The sequence below is a fragment of the Grimontia indica genome (genome assembly GCF_000333895.2).
Classification (GTDB): Bacteria; Pseudomonadota; Gammaproteobacteria; order Enterobacterales; family Vibrionaceae; genus Enterovibrio; species Enterovibrio indicus.
In genome coordinates, this window is record NZ_ANFM02000016.1 from 165,618 (window position 1) to 184,653 (window position 19,036).

At 49.2% G+C, this 19,036-nt stretch carries 20 protein-coding genes; 6 read left to right on the plus strand and 14 right to left on the minus strand.

What is annotated here, in order from left to right:
• The first annotated feature begins 230 nt into the window (after positions 1–230).
• Genes D515_RS10430 through D515_RS10440 form a run of 3 tightly spaced genes read left to right on the plus strand, consistent with a single transcriptional unit; the run spans position 231 to position 2,391 of the window.
• Complete coding sequence (locus D515_RS10430) at positions 231–989, plus strand: amino acid ABC transporter substrate-binding protein (RefSeq protein WP_002538302.1); 759 nt, start codon at positions 231–233, stop codon at positions 987–989.
• Positions 989–1,663: an amino acid ABC transporter permease gene (locus D515_RS10435; protein ID WP_002538304.1), complete on the plus strand. Its 675-nt coding sequence runs from the start codon at positions 989–991 to the stop codon at positions 1,661–1,663. The genes D515_RS10430 and D515_RS10435 overlap by 1 nt, the downstream gene beginning before the upstream one ends.
• Positions 1,660–2,391, plus strand: coding sequence for an amino acid ABC transporter ATP-binding protein (locus D515_RS10440; RefSeq protein WP_002538305.1), 732 nt, complete (start codon positions 1,660–1,662; stop codon positions 2,389–2,391). The genes D515_RS10435 and D515_RS10440 overlap by 4 nt, the downstream gene beginning before the upstream one ends.
• A 112-nt stretch (positions 2,392–2,503) precedes the next feature.
• Here the strand turns inward: D515_RS10440 and D515_RS10445 are convergent, their stop codons facing one another.
• The 8 genes from D515_RS10445 to D515_RS10485 form a co-directional block, all read right to left on the minus strand.
• The gene (locus D515_RS10445; RefSeq protein WP_002538307.1) at positions 2,504–3,529 is read right to left on the minus strand and encodes a Tle-like phospholipase domain-containing protein; all 1,026 of its coding nucleotides are present in this window, start codon (positions 3,527–3,529) and stop codon (positions 2,504–2,506) included.
• 311 nt (positions 3,530–3,840) lie between these two features.
• Positions 3,841–4,608, minus strand: a complete 768-nt coding sequence (locus D515_RS10455) for an IclR family transcriptional regulator (protein ID WP_039849889.1) — start codon at positions 4,606–4,608, stop codon at positions 3,841–3,843.
• A 388-nt stretch (positions 4,609–4,996) separates the two neighbouring features.
• Positions 4,997–6,493 (minus strand): CoA-acylating methylmalonate-semialdehyde dehydrogenase, encoded by a 1,497-nt coding sequence (locus D515_RS10460; protein WP_002538311.1) that lies wholly within the window; start codon positions 6,491–6,493, stop codon positions 4,997–4,999.
• Positions 6,494–6,527: 34 nt separating this feature from the next.
• A complete protein-coding gene (locus D515_RS10465; RefSeq protein WP_002538313.1) occupies positions 6,528–7,688 on the minus strand; it encodes an iron-containing alcohol dehydrogenase in 1,161 nt (386 codons plus the stop codon).
• Positions 7,689–7,753: 65 nt separating this feature from the next.
• Complete coding sequence (locus D515_RS10470; protein ID WP_002538315.1) at positions 7,754–9,109, minus strand: TRAP transporter large permease; 1,356 nt, start codon at positions 9,107–9,109, stop codon at positions 7,754–7,756.
• On the minus strand, positions 9,100–9,708 hold the full coding sequence (locus D515_RS10475; RefSeq protein WP_002538316.1) for a TRAP transporter small permease subunit: 609 nt from the start codon (positions 9,706–9,708) through the stop codon (positions 9,100–9,102). Before D515_RS10475 ends, D515_RS10470 begins: the two co-directional genes overlap by 10 nt.
• 73 nt (positions 9,709–9,781) lie before the next feature.
• On the minus strand, positions 9,782–10,798 hold the full coding sequence (locus D515_RS10480; RefSeq protein WP_239643966.1) for a TRAP transporter substrate-binding protein: 1,017 nt from the start codon (positions 10,796–10,798) through the stop codon (positions 9,782–9,784).
• 398 nt (positions 10,799–11,196) lie between these two features.
• Complete coding sequence (locus tag D515_RS10485) at positions 11,197–11,541, minus strand: cupin domain-containing protein (RefSeq protein ID WP_002538319.1); 345 nt, start codon at positions 11,539–11,541, stop codon at positions 11,197–11,199.
• 211 nt (positions 11,542–11,752) lie between these two features.
• Here D515_RS10485 and D515_RS10490 point away from each other — a divergent pair, with 211 nt between their 5' ends.
• Both D515_RS10490 and D515_RS10495 read left to right on the plus strand, forming a co-directional pair.
• Entirely contained in the window at positions 11,753–12,298 is a 546-nt protein-coding gene (locus tag D515_RS10490; protein ID WP_002538320.1) for a glutathione peroxidase, read from the plus strand.
• 313 nt (positions 12,299–12,611) lie between these two features.
• Positions 12,612–13,760 carry a Na/Pi symporter gene (locus D515_RS10495; RefSeq protein WP_002538322.1) on the plus strand — a complete coding sequence of 383 codons (1,149 nt, stop codon included), beginning with the start codon at positions 12,612–12,614 and terminating at the stop codon, positions 13,758–13,760.
• A gap of 73 nt (positions 13,761–13,833) precedes the next feature.
• Here the strand turns inward: D515_RS10495 and D515_RS10500 are convergent, their stop codons facing one another.
• From D515_RS10500 to D515_RS10525, 6 genes are all read right to left on the minus strand, one after another.
• A complete protein-coding gene (locus tag D515_RS10500) occupies positions 13,834–14,604 on the minus strand; it encodes an ABC transporter permease (RefSeq protein WP_002538323.1) in 771 nt (256 codons plus the stop codon).
• A complete protein-coding gene (locus D515_RS10505) occupies positions 14,601–15,230 on the minus strand; it encodes an ABC transporter ATP-binding protein (RefSeq protein WP_002538324.1) in 630 nt (209 codons plus the stop codon). Before D515_RS10505 ends, D515_RS10500 begins: the two co-directional genes overlap by 4 nt.
• On the minus strand, positions 15,227–15,661 hold the full coding sequence (locus D515_RS10510) for an acyl-CoA thioesterase (protein WP_002538325.1): 435 nt from the start codon (positions 15,659–15,661) through the stop codon (positions 15,227–15,229). Before D515_RS10510 ends, D515_RS10505 begins: the two co-directional genes overlap by 4 nt.
• A gap of 125 nt (positions 15,662–15,786) precedes the next feature.
• Positions 15,787–16,200, minus strand: a complete 414-nt coding sequence (gene arfB / locus D515_RS10515; protein ID WP_002538327.1) for an alternative ribosome rescue aminoacyl-tRNA hydrolase ArfB — start codon at positions 16,198–16,200, stop codon at positions 15,787–15,789.
• Positions 16,201–16,248: 48 nt separating this feature from the next.
• On the minus strand, positions 16,249–17,130 hold the full coding sequence (locus D515_RS10520; RefSeq protein ID WP_002538328.1) for a LysR family transcriptional regulator: 882 nt from the start codon (positions 17,128–17,130) through the stop codon (positions 16,249–16,251).
• Between the two features lie 265 nt (positions 17,131–17,395).
• Entirely contained in the window at positions 17,396–18,328 is a 933-nt protein-coding gene (locus tag D515_RS10525; RefSeq protein ID WP_002538330.1) for a DMT family transporter, read from the minus strand.
• A 194-nt stretch (positions 18,329–18,522) separates the two neighbouring features.
• On the opposite strand from D515_RS10525, the gene D515_RS10530 reads away from it, so the two are divergent.
• A complete protein-coding gene (locus D515_RS10530) occupies positions 18,523–18,924 on the plus strand; it encodes a DUF805 domain-containing protein (protein ID WP_002538331.1) in 402 nt (133 codons plus the stop codon).
• Positions 18,925–19,036: the final 112 nt, after the last annotated feature.

Sequence of the window (19,036 nt, forward strand, 5' to 3'; positions counted from 1 at the left end):
AAATTCGATAGAGCGGGGCTAGTTCAGAGTAATGTTTGCTCAAAAAGTAACCAATGCGGCGGATGTATCTATAAATGCTCTCATTTGCAGATTATTACATAGAACATTTCGTTATTTATCACAAAAAAATGTATGAGTTACATTTGGCTCCATAAAACGAAACACCTTACGAACAATACGTGAACCCGACGGAAGGTGTTTTAGGAAAAATAACAATTGGAGTTGTAACCATGCCTGCTATGAAAAACGTTTTGCTTGCTACTGTCGCACTTGCAGCAAGCTTCACTTCGACCGCTTCGCTTGCCCAAGAAGAAATTAAAGTGGGTATGTCTGGCCGCTATTTCCCATTCACGTTTGTGAAAATGGACAAGCTGCAAGGCTTCGAAATTGATGTATGGAATGAAATTGGCGAGCGTGCGGACTACGACGTTGAGTTCGTGACTGCAAACTTCTCTGGCCTTTTCGGCATGTTGGAAGCGGGTCACATCGACACCATCAGTAACCAAATCACCATGACTGACGCGCGTAAAGCAAAATACGCTTTCTCTGTTCCTTATGTGGTGGACGGTGCGCAGGTGGTTGTACGTAAAGGCCGCGAAGACATCAAAGGTATCGAGGATCTGAAAGGCAAGAAAGTCGCGGTTAACCTTGGCAGTAACTTTGAGCAACTGCTGCGTAACTACGACAAAGCCAACGAGATCAACATCATCACTTACGATTCTGGTTTCGAACAAGATGTGGCACTGGGTCGCACCGATGCGTTCGTGATGGACCGTGTTTCTTCAGCACAGCTTATCAAGAAGTCTGGTCTGCCTCTGCAACTGGCGGGTGAACCGTTCGAAACTATCCAAAATGCAATGCCATTCCTGAACACTCCTGAGAAGCTGGCTATCAAAGCGAAAGTGGATCAGGCACTGACTGAAATGAAAGCTGATGGCACCCTCAGCGAGATTTCAGAGAAGTGGTTTGACTCTGACATCACGCAATAATGCAGAGCTTCGATTTTAACTACATGCTGGAGTTGTTCCCGATACTGGTGAAGTATCTGGGAATAACTCTGGAAATGTCACTGATTGGCTTTGTGATTGCTCTGGTGCTGTCGGTGCTGCTGGCACTGGTAAGGGTGTTCAAAGTCAATGTGCTCGACTCTGTCGTTGCCGTGTACATTTCGTTCTTCCGCGGTACACCGCTGCTGGTTCAGCTCTTTTTACTGTATTACGGATTGCCACAGGTCTTCCCGATTTTCGTAGGGATGGATGCTTTCACTGCCGCCGTGATTGGTTTGTCGCTCCACTTCTCCGCCTACATGGCAGAAAGTATTCGCGGTGCGATTCTGGGGATTGATAAGAACCAGATGGAAGCCAGCCTGAGTGTCGGCATGACTGAACTGCAGGCAATGAAACGTATTATCCTGCCGCAGGCAGCGCGCGTCGCAACCCCTTCATTGATGAACTATTTCATCGACATGATCAAAAGTACTTCACTGGCGTTCACGCTGGGTGTGGCGGAAATCATGGCGAAGGCACAAATGGAAGCCTCTTCGAGCTTTAAGTTCTTTGAAGCCTTCATGGCGGTGGCTTTGATTTACTGGCTGGTGGTGATTTTCTTCACCCGTATTCAAACGGTGATGGAAGTCCGATTGAACAAGGCGTATGCACGATGATTGAAGTGAAAAATTTGAGCAAACGCTTTGGTGATGTCGAAGTGCTGAAGCAAATCGACCTCGACGTCAAACAAGGTGAGATTGTGGTGATCATCGGTCCGTCTGGCACGGGAAAGTCAACACTGCTTCGTTGCCTGAACTACCTGGAAGTGCCAAGTGGTGGTGAAATCCAGATTGGTGATGTGCGTGTTAACGCTGGCAAGGTATCGAAAAGCGAGATTCACCAGCTTCGTAAACAAAGCAGTTTTGTATTCCAGAGCTATGCATTGTTCGCGAACAAAACCGCACTGGAAAACGTGGCGGAATCGCTGATCACCGTGTGGAAAGAGCCAAAAGATAAAGCGTTGGAAGCTGCACGTAAATTGTTGGTCAGCGTCGGAATGGAAGCGCATTTAGAGAAATACCCTGCGCAACTTTCCGGTGGTCAGCAGCAACGTGTCGGCATCGCCCGTGCCATGGCCTGTAAAGGCGAAGTGATTCTGTTTGATGAACCTACGTCAGCACTCGACCCTGAATGGGTAGAGGAAGTGTTGACGGTAATGAAAGCACTCGCTAAGCAAAAGCAAACCATGATTGTGGTGACCCACGAAATGCAGTTTGCCCGTGAGATTGCCGACAAGGTGATCTTTATGGAAGGCGGCGTGATTGTCGAACAGGGTCCACCATCCCAGATCTTTGGTAATCCTCAAAACGAACGCACGAAAGCCTTTGTGGCACGCGCGGCGTAACGAATTCAACTGTTCCCCCTGGTTGATGTTCCATTAAAGTAAAGCCCCTTAATCTGGCCGATTAAGGGGCTTTTTCTTACCAAAGGTCAACAGCCCCTAGCCAACGTTGCTATCAAAGGTCTTCAAGGAAACTTGGGAAGGAGTTAATGGCGTATTCAGCCTGCCACGCCATCAAGTCCAGGGTGTCGTCTGTCCAGTCAATGTAAAACAGCGCCATAAACCCATTGATGTCGTTATCAATGCTATTCCAATCATTCGAATTAACCCTGAACACAGGTTGGGCAAGGAACTGCAATTCTTCTTTCAATGGCGTCGTGAAGTGGCGGGACAGACCTGTATTAAGGAAAAACAGTGGCGTAAAGCGGGCAGCTGAAAGGTAGAAAATATTGCCATACTGTTTTGAATCTATGCCGATCACGTCGGCATCCTGCTGCAAATCGCCATCAGAAACGAATTCGCCTTCCAGATTGTAGTTGGTGATTCTACGGGCATTGGTTGACCAAGTAGATGCGGAAACTCCTGCATTCGTCATGGATTGTTTTATCTCTGCCAGAACCGCATTACCAATACCTGATGCATCGAAAATGGTGGCTGGTTTTCCAGTGCGAATGGCGGCAACTGTTGCCAAGCCCCCACCGAGACTGTGTCCCGTGTAATGGATGTTGTAGCTGCGGTATTTGTTGGCAAGCCGCGCTGACTCAGAAATTGCAAAGCGATACTGTGGTGGCACTTCACCTGCGGCCATAATGCCGTTGTTTACCCAGTCAGAAGTTCCCAGTTCGCTGCCACGGAAAGCAATTACTGCGTTGCTGCCACTGGTATAAACAGCAGCGTGGAAGCCTGTGCTGCTGTCGTGGATGCTTTCCGTCAGTGCCCATCCGCGTGGTGCGCCCCAGCTTTTGTAGACATACTCTGCAAACGCCAAATAGTGCAGCGCTTCACCTGCTTGATTGACGGAAGGAGGCTGGTGGGTTTTATACGTCGTGCCTGTGGTATTGGCGGTGTGGGTCATGTTCGGATTCAGTATGGAATCGACATACGCGCCAATATTACCCAACTCTTCCTGAGTGGTTGCTGATGCGGACTGAATGGAGAAACCCATCAGAATGGCTAACGAACATGCGGTGATCTTCTTCATGAGAAACTATCCCTTTATTGATGATTGACGATACTGCCTTGTGTCAAGTTGATACTTAACGTATCGATATTCATCCTAGGAGGTCTGAAATATCCTGCTAGCCCAAAATTGAATCAATAATAAGACTACTTAAAATTAGTAGGGTTATTGTGTTTGATTGCAGGTTTGAATGGTATTAACTATTTGAAAATAATAGGGATGTATCTTTCTGGGATAGGCGGAAAAATGATGGAATTACAAGCTAAACAAACCTGCCGACATCATGGGTAATGTAGCAGGATAGTCGTTGGGCGGATAGGCAAAAAGTGGGCTTAACCTTCCTTCATTAGGGCTTCTAAATCCCTCGCTGCACGACGCAGCTGGGGTTCGAATTTTAACAAGTCATCCAACGAACTTCGGAACACGGGGGCATGGGTAAACAGACATGCATGTAACTGTCCGTCTTCATTTCGTATAGGCACCGCTATAGCAGCCATACCATCTACAAACTCTTCATTGTCGATGCCGAGATCCTGTTTTTCTATTTCGGTGAGCGCACGTTCCAAGTCAATGGGATCTGTAATCGTATTCTTGGCATGTCGCTCCAGACTCATATTATTGATAAGTCGCTGCCGTCGTCGTTTTGACAGGGTGCTGAGGTAAAGTTTGCCACTGGCGGTGCACCAAATCGGCGTATGACTGCCGGTCTGCAGATTAATCTGCAATGGCCAGTTGGTTTGTACACGGTCGAAATAGATCATGTCGACACCATTTGGCAACGAGATACCACAGGTTTCACCCACTTCATTGGCGAGCTTTTGCAAAATCGCCTGTCGAATAGCTTTAAAGTGTGTGGTGTGTAATACACCGAGCGCGATGTCATGCATACGGTTGGCTGGTACAAGGTTTCCACGCATGTTGGTTTGTACAAAGCCTTCCCGTTCGAGCTGTTGCAGCAATCTGTGAATGCTGGGTTTAGGAATATCGAGCATGATTGACAGTTCGGCTGGACTCGGCGGCCGCTCTGAGCAGGAAATTGCTTCGATAATTTCCAATACACGGGTTATTGATGAGGCTTTTTCGCGTCTTTCTGTCGTCATCCCTGCACCTGATTCAGTCGATATGGTGAAAGTATATCCGCATTAGACTGTATACCCAAACAACCTGAAGATGCCGGATTCAGCGAGTTTGACTGGCGTTGTGATCACGGCGTCCCTTTGTAGGTGTAGTCACCTCCATCAAAAAGGGACAACAACGAGCACGACGTCAGTCAACTCGCCCGAAGGGAGGCCCTCAATGCGCCCACTTCTTCGTTAAATTCCACGGAAATAGAACCACTATTCCTCGCGAAATTTGCCTTGAATTGAACGCATTGATGACCTCTGAATGCGAGCACCTTCAGGTCGTTTGGGTATAAACCGTATTGTCGGGGCGCACCTGTATAAGCTCGCTCACACAAGTGGGCCCCTTAAGTATCACGCTTTCACACTATTTCATCACTGGCATTGAAAATGACACACCCTCTCGCACGGCTTCGGAAGGCCAGCGCTGGGTGATGGTTTTTCTTCGTGTATAGAAACGAACGCCATCTGGACCATAGGCACTCAGGTCACCGAAGAAGCTGCGTTTCCAGCCACCAAAACTGTGATAAGCGACGGGAACCGGCAAAGGCACATTGATGCCGACCATGCCGACTTCAATATGATCCGAAAAATAACGTGCAGCCTCACCATCGCGGGTGAAAATACAGGTTCCGTTTCCGTATTCGTGATCATTGATGAGCTGCATGGCATCAGCCATGGTCTCAACGCGAACCACCTGTAAAACCGGGCCAAAGATCTCTTCTTTGTAGCTCTCCATTTCCGGTGTAACGCGGTCAATGAGGGTCGCGCCAACAAAGAAGCCTGATTCGAAACCTGCAACCAAAGGCTCTCGACCATCTACAACAACGTCTGCTCCCTGTGTTTCGGCGCTTGAAATCAAACGCATCACGCGGTCGCGGTGCGCGCCGGTAATCACAGGACCGAAGTCATTGTTGTTGTCGTTACAGGCCCCAACGCGAAGATCTGTCATTTTCTCTTTGAGTTTGGCGATGAGTGCGTCGGCGGTGCTGTCACCAACAGCAGTAACAACAGAAAGCGCCATGCAACGCTCACCCGAAGAACCAAACGCAGCGCCAAGAAGCTGGCTGACGGCGTTATCTAGGTCAGCATCCGGCATCACGATGGCGTGGTTTTTTGCCCCACCCAATGCCTGACAACGTTTCCCAGCAGCACTTGCACGGGAGTAAATGCTTTCTGCCACGGGCGTTGAGCCGACAAAGCTGACAGCGCTGATGTCTTTGTGGTCGAGCAGGGCATCAACCGTGCCTTTGTCACCGTTGACCACATTCATCACGCCCGGTGGCAATCCGGCTTCCTGCAACAACTGGGCGACGAAAAGTGTCGAGCTTGGGTCGCGCTCTGAAGGTTTGAGAATAAAGCAGTTCCCACAGGCAATGGCGAGAGGGTACATCCAAAGTGGGACCATGACTGGGAAGTTGAATGGAGTGATACCGGCAACGACACCAAGGGGTTGGAATTCACTCCAGGCATCAATGCCCGTCCCCACGCCGCGGCTGTGTTCGCCTTTGAGAAGTGTCGGGATCCCACAGGCGTACTCGACGTTCTCAATGCCACGCTGAAGCTCACCCAGTGCATCATGTTTAATTTTGCCGTGTTCGTGGCCAATCATTTCGCAGATGGTGTCCGTATTATCTTCCAGCAGTTGCAGAAACTTCTGCATGATTCTGGCACGGCGGATTGGCGGCGTATTACGCCAGGCCGGATAAGCCTCTTTGGCAAGCCGTACCGCTTCGTTGACGGTTTTGGCGCTTGCTACATCGACTTGTGTTGCCACATTGCCAGTGGCGGGGTTGTATACGGGCAATGCGGTTTGCCCCTCGGTGATCAAAGCACCATTTATCAGATGTCCAATCGTGTTCATGTTTAACTCCCTTTAGTGGATAAGGTACTTGGGCTTACTGCCAAAGCTGGCTGTAAATATCGACCATCTCTTTATGGCTAGGTAATCTCGGGTTGTTGGCGGGTGAACCTGACGCCATCGCCTGCTTAGCCATGGTGTCCATGCTGGTAAAAAAGGCGGTTCTGTCGATGCCAAAGCCTTCTGGCGTTGGTACATCCAAGTCGCGGTTGAGTGCGTGCAACTCGTCGAGCAATTTTTGACATGCAAAGTCAGTGTCATCCTGTGGGTCAGCAACGCCCATGGCTTTTGCACAATCGGCGTAGCGCTCTGGCGCTGCGGGTAAAGAAAAAGCGGTGACAGAAGGCAGCAACATGGCGTTTGAAAGGCCGTGGGGCACATGGAATAACGCACCAATGGGACGGCTCATACCATGCACTAAAGCTACTGAGGCATTTGAAAAGGCGATGCCTGCTAGGGTTGCGCCCAGCATCATGTCAGCTCGCGCCTGAAAGTCATTACCGTTCTGGCAAGCGCGCCGGAGATTAGGCGCAATTAAGCGCATCGCTTCTCTGGCGTGGTAGTCGCTGAAAGCATTGCCTTTTCGGCTAACGTAAGACTCGATCGCGTGGGTCAGAGCATCAATGCCTGTATCTGCGGTCATTCGCGTGGGCAAGGTATGGGTAAGCTCGGCATCCACCAACGCTGCGGTCGGCATAAATGAGGGGCCGACGCAGAGCATTTTCTCATCGTTCTCTGCATCCGTGATGATGGTGAAACGAGTGACTTCTGACCCAGTTCCGGCCGTGGTTGGGATCGCCACCAGTGGTAATGCCGTTTCTGACACAATGCGTGGGAAACGGTAATCACGCATTTCACCCCCAGAACCAGCCAATACAGCCATGGCTTTGGCACTGTCAATCACGCTGCCGCCACCCAATGCAATGAGGCAATCATAGTTTCCAGTGCTGATGGCGTTAACACCTGCCGCGATGGAAGCATCAGTGGGTTCAGGAATGGTGTCATCAAAGACCGTGGATTGAATCTCTTTCTGTTGCAGCAGACTTTCCACTTTCGCGGCCTGTCCCAGTGTTACCATGGTTTTATCAGTAATGATGATGGGACGATGGCAGCCAAGCGCACGCATCATATCCGGTAGCTTTTGTAATGCACCGTCGCCAATTTCCATCAGGCGCGGAAGAATAATCGAATGAGACATAACGACTCCTTGTGAATCAATATGTGAACCAGTCACAAATAACTTTCTTGGGTAAAAGCGATAAATCAGGGCGAATAGACCACCTTGGGTAGCCAGGTCACGATGGATGGCATCCAAAACACGATCGCGAGACCGAGTAGCTGCAACAGAATGAAAGGCACCACACCACGATAGATATGGATGAGGTGAATACCTTTAGGCACAACGCCTTTTAGGTAGAAAAGGGCGAAGCCGACAGGCGGCGTCAGAAAAGACGTTTGCAGGCAAACCGCAAACAGCACCGCGAACCACACCAGATCAAAGCCCAACGCACTGACCACCGGTGCCACCAAAGGCAAAATGATGAGGGTGAGTTCAATCCAGTCGAGGAAGAAGCCGAGAATAAAAGTCACGACCAGAATGGCAATGACGATGCCGCTGGGTTCGAACGGCAGACTGGTAAGAGCTTTCTCTATCAGTTCATCACCACCCAATCCGCGTAGGATCAGAGAAAACGCGGTCGCACAGATAATCAACGCAAAGATAAATGCCGTGGTTTTGGTGGTTTCCCTACCCACTTCGCGGACAACCTCGAGCGTCAGCTTTCCACGGGCGAAGGCCAAAATCGTTGCTCCCAACGCGCCAACACCGGAGGCTTCTGTTGGTGTCGCAATACCCATAAAGATAGAGCCAAGCACTGCAATGATAAGCGCAGCAGTCGGCAAGGCTGCACTTAGCGCACTGAAAATGACTTTCAGGCTGATAGGCTCGGCGTCTTTGGATACTGGTGCGATATCAGCACGGAGGTAACCCAGAGAAAGGATGTAGGTAACGTAAAAGCCCGCGAGCATTAGCCCGGGAAACACTGCGCCAAGGAACAGCTCGCCAACAGATACGCCAATGCGATCGCCCATCATCACCAGCATTATGCTGGGGGGAACCAAAATCCCGAGCGTGCCGGTTGATGCGACTGTGCCACAGGCCAACTCCTTGCTGTAGCCATCACGCATCATCATTGGCATTCCCAGCACTGCCAGCAATACGACAGATGCGCCGATGATCCCGGTGGACGCTGCAAGCAAGAGCCCGACAAAGGTAACTGTGACTGCCAGTCCACCTCGTACGCGACCAAAAAGACGCACCAGATTGCCCATTAGATCTTCGGCTGTCCCGGATCTGTCCAGCATCAGGCCCATAAAAATGAACATGGGCAGGGCGACCAATACCCAGTTGGTCATGATGTCCCACATTCTTGGGACGACCAGTGAGGCGTAATTCCAGTCGATTCCGATAAAGGCATCGAACCATTCATCTGCCAACATGGCGACAGGCACGAATACCAATGAGATGCCGCAAAGCACCCAAGCGACCGGGAAGCCGGTAAACAGCAGCAGGATAAACATCCCGAACATGATGAGGACGAGAATTTCATTCACTTCCATGACGATGACTCCTCTCGCTCATTGTCAACATCAGCTTTGGGTGTGTTAGAACTATTGGAAAACAGCAAAGCGCAGATGCGGCTGACTTTGGATAGGGTGGCGAACGCAAGCAGCCCGAAAGCAAGGAGCAAGACTGCTTTCATCGCCCATCGATAAGGCAATCCACCCGGTGCGGTAGAGACTTCGCCGAGCTCCCATGAGTAAAGAAAGAAGGGAATCGCATACCAGAACACCAGCACCAGAAATGGCATCAGCAGAATGATGAGGCCAAGCAGTTCGATTTTGGCTTGGGTTCTGAGTGAAAAGCGCTCGCGCAGCAAATCAACCCGGACATGGCTGTCGGTGACCATGCAATATGAGAGGCCAACCAACCAGCCAAGTGCGTAAAGGTGCCACTGCAGTTCTTCAAATTCGATGCGGCCTTCACCCAGTAGGTAGCGCATCGCCACATTGATAATAATGACCAACATAAGCACCACCCATACCCAGGAAAATGCGTTACCCAGGCGAAGTAAGAAGCCATCAAGCGCGCGCGAGAGTCGGGTTTCTGGCAGTGCTTCGGTGTCTTGTGAGGCAGAGCTTTGATTATTGTTTTGCATAGCGCATCCTTGCCCAAAAGGGGCTCCCCAGCGCATGTGGCGGGGGAGCGGTTAGGTCATCCCAGTTGATGAATTACTCGAAATCCCTTGGCAGGTAAGCCATCTGTTTCCAGAGTTTGTAGTTGCCGAGGAACTTCTGTTGGGAAGCGTAGATGCGTTTGAAGTCAGGATCTGAATCTGCAATTTCCTGCATCACTTCGGTGGAAAGCGAATGCAGGGATTGCAGCAGTTCGGGGTTGAGGGTGCGGGCTGTAACCCCTTTTTCTTCAAAGCCCGCGAGCACTTCACCTTGCAGCGACTCACCGCGGGTGAGGGCACGGAATGTGCCTGCGGTGCATGCCATGTCGATGGTGGCTTTCGTGGATTCATCCAGTGCATTCCAGACATCCTTGTTAATCACGAGGTGGGAGGCTGTGAAGGTCTGGTGCCAACCGGGGAAATAATTGTTCTTGGCGATTTTGTCGAAGCCCATCAAGCTATCGATAGCAGGCATGGAGAACTCAGATGCATCAATCGCGCCTTTTTCCAGCGCCGGGAATATCTCGCCACCTGGCAGAACAGTGACAGAAGCGCCCGCTTTTTGCAGGACTTTACCGCCAATACCTGCGAAGCGGATTTTGAGCCCTTTGAAATCGTCGAGTGAGTTCATCTCTTTGGTAAACCAGCCCGCCGTTTCCGGACCGATCACGCTACACAGCACAGGATGAACACCGTGTTTACCGTAGAGTTCTTCAGCTAACTGCTTGCCTTCACCCTCGTACCACCAAGTCGCGTATTCCCATGGCTCCATGCCAAAAGGCACCGCGGCAAATAAAGCGGCAGCGGGGATTTTGCCTTGGTCGTAACCTAACCAGGTGTAGCCGGCATCTATCTGCTTGTTTTTGATGGCCTCAGTAATACCAAAAGGCGGGACCAGTTTGCCTGGTTCATAGATTTTGAATTTGATATTGCCATCAGTGGCTTTATCCACCTGTTCTGCGACCTGAGTAATGGGGTCGCCCAGTGCGGGTAAGTGGGTGCCAAATACTGCCTGAACTTTCCAGCGAATCTTTTCCTGGGCCAATGCTGGTGTCGCAACGACTGACGCCATAGCTGCACCTAAAAGCACAGCAGTCCATGTTTTTCTTCCCTTTAACCAATTACTTCTCATTGCCTTGGTCCTCATTGTTGGCCACCCCATCTGGGCAACCTCGTCCTGTTTTTAATTAAAACGATACATTATTTATCATTTTATTAACTTTATGGAATTGGCAAGCATCTGGTTATATTGATACAAAATGAATCGATATATTTTACTTGTGACTCGTTTGTATGCTTTGTGACTTGATAGTGAGAAAAACGGACTGAGTACCCATGAAAAACATAGGGTTAACCGGCGAGTTAGTAGATGTGAATACAGGGAGAGAAGTCGTTTATTGGAAAAGTGATTATTAAATGTGAGACGTATCAGCGCCTGTAAAACATGATCCCGACGCTGATTTTTTAGGCTTAGCGTTTCAGTTCAATTTCGAGCAGCCTAATTGGCGTTGCTCCTACATTCCTCACATTGTGAGTGGCAGCAGGTACATAGAGTGTCATTCCTTCCTTAAATTCGATGGTGCGGGTTGGTTTGCTCGCATCATCTGGTACAAGTTCTGCAGTGCCGCCTTCTAAAACATAAACGACCCGGTAAGGGTAATCATGTCCATGCATCCCAGATTCTGAACCTGGCGGATAGGTATGGCGCACGGCCATCACTGCGTCGTTTTCCAGTAGGTGTTCTGTTTTCCCTTTCTCTGCGGCAAAACCAGAGAAGGTGGTCAGAAATAGTGCGGTAACAAGCAAAATTCTCATGGGAACGTCCTTATCATTGTGAGTATTTTTCGACGTTATCTCTGAGCCGGGTAGCAGCCAAATCAATGCGGCTGTTCTTTGAGAAGGCTCCGATGAGAATGAGAAAGGAACAAGAGAAGGAAGCATTTTTGTGTTCTGGCGCGATGATCTGATCTTTTTTCTCTGGTTTGGGTAATGCTAATTGTCGCCAATCATTCCAAAAGGTTTTCCAATGAAAATGCTCACCACTGCCGTTATCACGCTGGCTCTCAGCGCCCCAGCAATAGCAAAAAGTTGTCCAGATATTCTCAACGGCTCGCAGCGAAAGCTTAACTCTAACGAGACAGTCGACCTTTGCGAGACCTTCAAAGGCAAAACCTTGCTGGTGGTGAACACGGCTAGTCAATGCGGATATACGCCGCAGTTTGAGCAATTAGAAGTGCTCTATCAAAAATATAAAGACGAAGGCTTCAGTGTGATTGGTTTTCCGTCCAATGACTTTAACCAAGACAGAGGCAACGAAGAGCGTTCCGCGAAAGTCTGTTACCTCGATTATGGCGTGACGTTTCCGATGATGGCGAGAAGCCCTGTAAAAGGAAGCAACGCCAACCCAGTGTTTGCAGAAATCAGTAAGCAGGCAGGGGTGGAACCGAGATGGAATTTCTACAAGTACCTTATCAGCGCAAAGGGTGAAGTGGTTGCCACGTTTCCTAGTTCAGTGACACCAGTGTCGCCCAAACTGATGGCTTTAGTAGAATCCCAAATCAGCCAAAGATAGTGTGGAGGAAAATTCCGCCTATCTAGGTCTTTGTAAAGTAAATTCCCATTGATGAAAGTTAAGGCAGCAAGCCTGACTTTATAGGCGTTGTTTTGCGGTCACATTGTGGAGAGAAATAGTAACAGTTCGAAACATCTTTATGGCTTGTCATGAAAGATTTTTCTGCTAGCCATTCGGGAAATTTCTGTTTGGTCATATTTTGAACGCAAAAAGAGTAAAAAAAGTGCCGTCGCAATCTTGGATTCATATTTCTGTAATATTTAATTCATAGCATCCACTTCGAACTGAAATCATTACTATCAGGAAGTGAGTTATGAGCATCCAGTCTGATGCGCTACAAGGACCTCAGTCCGCGAATCCAAAACGTGCAATGCAATGGGCAACACTCATTGGTATGTTGTATCTTCTGCTGGTTTCCGTATCTATGATCGGCAGTGGCTTCAAATGGGCTGTAGGTGAGCAGGCAAAAGAGCTTTTCGAGTTTGCCTCTAACCCTGTTGCAGGTTTGATGATTGGTATCGTCGGTACCGCTCTCATTCAATCTTCAAGTACAGTCACCGCGATTATCGTTGGTCTTGTTGCTGGTGGTCTGCCAGTTGCAATGGCAATCCCAATGGTGATGGGCGCAAACATCGGTACCACGGTTACGAACACCTTGGTGAGTTTGGGTCACGCACGCTGCAAAGATGAATTCCGTCGCGCATTTGCTTGCGCAACCGTACACGACTTCTTCAACCTGTTTGCGGTAGCGATTTTCCTTCCTCTGGAAATGATGACTGGCTTCCTGGCGAAAATCTCCGCTTGGCTGGTATCCCCACTGATGCAAGCTGACAACCTCAGCCTGAAAGGCCTGAACTTCATCAAGCCTTTGACTAAGCCGGTTGTGAGTGGTGCTAAGTCAGTCTTCGAAATCTTCCCTGGTTCGTTTGGCGGTGTAGCGCTGGTTCTGTTCGGTATTCTTCTGGTGGTTGTTTCTATCACTGTGATGGGCAAACTGATGAAGAAACTGATGGTAGGTAAAGCGCGTGAAGTACTGAACGGCGCAATCGGCCGTGGTCCAATTCACAGCATCGCGTCGGGTACGCTGGTGACCATTCTGGTTCAGTCTTCTTCAACAACGACAAGCCTTGTGGTTCCACTGGTGGGTACTAACGTACTGAGCGTGCGTCAGGTTTATCCATTCACCTTGGGTGCGAACATTGGTACTTGTATTACTGCACTGCTGGCAGCAACCGCGGTAACGGGTGGCAACGCAGTATTCGCTCTGCAGATTGCACTTGTTCACCTGTCATTCAACGTGCTGGGTATTCTGGTTATCTTCGGTATTCCGTTCCTGCGTGAACTGCCGCTGAAAGCAGCAGAACTACTGGCCGACTACGCGGCGAAAACCAAACTGGCTGTAGTGGCCTACCTGACCGCAGTGTTTGTTGTGCTGCCAGGCTTGGTACTGTCAGTGTCATAATCGACGGCTTACTGAATAACGAAAGCCCGACCATTTGGTCGGGCTTTTTGCTTTCTGGCTTTCTGCGATGTGGCTATTGGTTTAGTCTTCCATAGCTATCAGTGAGTCGCAGACTACTCAGTTTGAGCGTGGTGGCGACTGACAGAGTGACTGTGATGAAAATGGCCACCATAATCACCAGTTGATATTTCACCGCCAGCAAAGGCTCTGTACCACCCAGAATTTGCCCTGTCATCATTCCGGGTAGGCTGACAATACCTAAAGTGCTCATGGCAGCCAATGGCGGTCTCAGGGCGGCAGAAAACGCTTCTTTCAGAAATGGCTTACCCGGCTCTTTCGCGCCAAGGGCAACATAAAACTGATATTCCGCGTGGCGCTGTTTCATGCTGGAATGCAAACGCTCAATCGCCAATACATTGGCAGACAGCATATTGCCGAGCAACATCCCCGCCACAGGGATTAGGTACTGTGCCTGCCACCACGGAGAAGTTTGAATCACCCCGAGCATCAACAGTGGCAGCACAACGCCAAGGGAAACCAATTGCCCGCTCAGCACGGCGGGCAACATTTTGCGCCATGGTGTGTCGGATTGTTTGCAGATAGTCCAGCTTGCCACCAGTATCATCACCAGAAGCCAAGCCGTGTTAAGCCAGAAGCTGGCAAAGTTAAACAGGGTTTGAAGATAAAGGCCAACCAGCGCGAGCTGCAAGGTCATCCTTACCACAGAAGTGATCAGGCTTTTGCTGAGCCCTAATCGCCAGCGTTGAAAAAGCAGTAGTGGGATCAGAAAAACACAGTAAAGGCCAGCCAGCGCCCAAGCGCTGATGTCGAGCGCGCCATTCATGATGCGACTCCCATATCAAATTCGACATCTGCTGCTGCAATCCAAACTGGGTCGTGGGAGACCGAGACTGCAACAATGTCTTTAGCCTTCAATAGTGACATCACGATATCGCGGCTATTGCCATCTAGCGCTGACGTGGGTTCATCCATTAGCCAGATTGGGCGTTCTAATAGAAGTGCGCGAGCGATGGCAAGGCGCTGTTTTTCGCCACCTGAGAGTGAGGAAATCCCGGCACTGAGTGCATGTTGGAGCGAGAGCGATCTCAACACTTCTTGGCATTTAGCGGGATCTGGCTTGCTCAGTGTGGTCGCCTGCATTGACCAAGGCAGCATCAACACCGCTTCGATAGTGTCACCACCCATGACCGGATCCTGTGGCAGGTAATTAACCTGCGCGCGCCACCAGGACAGTGATTCCAGAGTAACGCTCTTTGAGTCCCATTGAATACTTCCTTCTGAAGCAGGCAACAATCCACAAATCACTTTGAGCAGGCTGCTTTTGCCACAGCCTGAAGGGCCGTGTATCAACAGATGTTGGCCATGTGAGAGAGAGATATCCAGCGGAGATACGCTCCGGCTTTCAAAGCCAGAGCGCAGTGCGGAAAGCGTGAGGGAGTTTGCGGTCATTGACCACCCACATAAGCTTGAAGTCCTTCCAGCGTTTCAGCGGGAATAGGGCAGCTTTTCCCCGTATTGAAATCGCAATACACGATGAGCGCTTCTCCTTCTGCGACACAGCGTTGTTGGCTATGGCTGTGGATCTCATATTTCATGGTGTAGCGCTTTTCCTGAATGTTCTCTACCCAGGAAACCGTGGTGATAGTGTCTGGGTAAACCAGTGGCGCGCGGTAATCGCACCGTGTTGAAGCGACGACAGGGCCAATGTTGTGGCTTTTGACGAAGTCGAACACTTTGAGCTCTTCAAGCATGACGACGCGAACATCCTCAAAGTAGCGGAAATATACGGTGTTGTTGATGTGTTGCAGGGCGTCCATGTCGTTCCAGACGATGGCTTGTGTTTGTGAGAGCGGGTATTCCTTTAAGTCTACGTTGGCCACTTTGTGGTCCTCCTTTTTTGTTGTGCTTTGATTGCACAACAAGACGTCACTGCAAACAAGCTCAGCGTCAGGAATGGACCGAGTAATGTGACATTAGGCCAATGAGTTAGGAGAAGCCGGGAGGATCAGAACTGCACTTTGCCGCGAAGTGATTTGGTCTTACCGCGTTGGGTTTTACTATCCACGCGCTTTCTTTGCGAAGACTTGGTCGGCTTGGTAGCTCGGCGCGCTTTTTGCACAATAGCGACACTTTTGATCAGTTCCTGAAGACGCTGCAGTGCATCTTCACGATTCTTCTCTTGTGTTCTGAACTGCTGAGCTTTGAGCACGATGACACCGTCTTTGGTCAGGCGGCTGTCTTTCAGTGCCAGCAAACGTTCTTTGTAAAAATCTGGCAGCGACGATGCCTGCACATCAAAGCGAAGATGCACAGCAGAGGAGACTTTGTTGACGTTCTGTCCACCAGCGCCTTGCGCGCGGATATACGAAATATCAATCTCGTCGTCAGGGATAGAAACGTTATGAGAAATAAACAACATACATATATTACTTACTGGCAGAGAGCCCGATACTATAGCGAAACGCTGTTACTCTGCATACTCCAAGAGATACTCAATAAAAAGCCGCGTTCTCAGAGACAGATTCTTTCTGGATGGATAAAGCAGGTGACAGCAAATGTCCCGCTCGTACCATTCAGGCAAAATATGAACTACTTCTCCTGTTTTTACTTTTTCGACCATTGCCCTTTCTCGCTGAAACCCGACGGCCTTGCCATCAAGAATGATCTCCCTCATAAGAGTCGGTGAGTTGGTTTTGTCAAAAATTTCAGGTTGCAGCGAGATATTACAAGAACCATTGGAAAGAGGAATGACATTATTGGGTGCCAAAGCACCATAAAGTATCCAAGGAAAAGAAGAAATATTATCAATGGTTGGTGTTTGACCCATTTCGTTGATGAGTGCTGGTGAACAGTACAGGCCAATCTTATCCGGAAACAAGGGCCTGGCTATGTAGCCTTCTTCTTCAATGTGGGACACGCGAAGTGCCAGATCGATCCCTTCTTTGACGATATCAATTTTGTCGAAAGAGAGAATGTAGTCTAGCTGTATTTGAGGGTGTAGCTTTTTGAAAATATAAATCTTTGGAAGAAGCCAGGTTGTAGCAAAGTCATGGGGTGCTGTGATCCTTATGGTTCCTTCCGGTTTGTTGTGATTGAGACTTGATTCAGCTTCTGTCAATCCTTGTGCGATGGCTTTTGCGGACGGATATAGCGCATGCCCATCTACCGTCAGGGACAACTGTCGTGTTGTTCTTTGAATGAGGCGGACACCCAAAGAAGTTTCCAGCTTTAGTATTTGCTCACTGACAGCGGAGCGGTTAACACCTAGGTGTTTTGCAGCAGCAGAGAAGCTACCTTGGTCTGCCACTGTTGCGAATATCGTGAGTCCTTTCAGGTACTGCAGTTTCATAACATCCCTATTGTTCGAACTTTCCGAACAAGCTATCCCTAAAATATCCTCTATTTAAGGTTCAGTTTGTTCTTTATCCTTGTCGCCACTTTTTTGGAAACTTCCTTGTTTTCAAAAAGGCGCAAGCTCTTTATTCAAGATTCTTCTGCTTTGTTTCTCTTTGCGATGCCGAGACTCCACTACTAACCCATCTCGGCATTGTTGTTTGAGAGCATGTAAATTTTTACTCTCAGTTTTTCTATCCATATAAATGATACGCCCTTTGCTAGGGCGCTTTTTTTGTGTCTACTAGATTGCGGTTGACTGAGAGATTTGCAACGACGATACCCGTCACGATAAAACCTATTCCCAGCCAGTGATAACTCTCCAACCTTTCACCAAGAAATAGCATCGAAAAAATCAGCCCAAATACCGGAATCAAATGCATGAATTGCCCAGTGGTTGCTGCTCCCATTCTCTGTACTGCTGCATTCCAACAAAAAAAGGCGATACCGGATGCGAAAATACCGGTGTAGAGAGAGATAGCCAAACTTTCCTTAGTCATTGGCATGGGTTCGAACAACAGCGATTCGCCAAGATAAAACGGCAGTAGCATCATGTTGCCGAGAAAGACGGTGTAACCCAGCATAGGTAAGCCCTTGAGTGATTCAGGGAGTTTTTGCACCAGTACGGAATAGGTCGCCCAAACCAGAATTGCGAACAGGGCGATAAGCTCACTGTTGCCGATAGAGAAATCAGTCACCAGTTGACCTTTGGTGATAATGAGCAGCACGCCAATGGCGGACACGGAAATAGCGAAAGTCTGCTTTATGGTCGTGAGTTGGCGAAAGAGCAGAAACTGCACCAAGAGAATCCACAATGGTGAGGAAGATTGCAGGATCACCACGTTGGTGGATAGGGTGTTTTCCAATGCAATGTATACCAGTGTGTTATAACCCGCGACACCGAAGAGCGCCAAAAGCACCATCAAGGATGCATTGGCTTTGAACAATGGCCATTGTTCACGCATTGGGCGCAACACAAAAGGAGCCAGAACCAGCGAGGCAACCGTCCAGCGCCAGAAGGCGAGACCAATTGGCGGAATGGATTCGTTGACCAGCTTTGCCAGCGTAATGTTACCAGCCCAACTTATCGTCGCGATAACGGCGAGCAGAATAGGCAGCCAGGCCAGCGGTGAGCTTTGTTGGTTACTTGCCATGTGTATGTGCTCAAAATCCCTCTGAGTCATTCAGTTAGTCAGCTTGTTAACCAACATGCAACAACTCAGCGTCAGCAATGTGCCTTTACTCACTGTGTCAGATTGTTCAATGGGTTGGATATTTTGTTAAAATAAGCGCTGATCTTTTTGCCAGAGGGTAGTTATTTCCGCTGGCTTGTTACTCGGAGAGAACCATGAATTGGTATATCGGCGTGTTGAAACAATACGCGAACTTCAAAGGCCGCGCGCGCCGCAAAGAATATTGGATGTTTTTGGCGTTCAACATGCTGTTCACTTTTGCTCTTGCATTTGTGGATCAGGCATTGGGCACATTTAACCCTGATATCGGTATTGGCACGGCGGGAACCGTGTATGCGATTGCGGTATTTATTCCGACATTGGCGGTTACAGTGCGTCGTCTGCATGACACGGATCGTGTGGGCTGGTGGGCATTGATTGGTATCTTGCCGTTTGGTGTGATTGCATTGCTGGTGCTGAATGCCTTCGATGGCACCAAAGGCAGCAACCGTTTTGGTCCAGACCCTAAGTCGGGCGAACGCACTGACACAACCAATACCGGTACGTTAAGCGGTTAATCGATTGATTGTTCATAGACAAAGCGCCTGCATCCTGCAGGCGCTTTTGTTTTCTACGTTTCTCTCTCCCCAATCTTTTCATTTTCTGCAATGTCGCAAACAGCTCAATCGA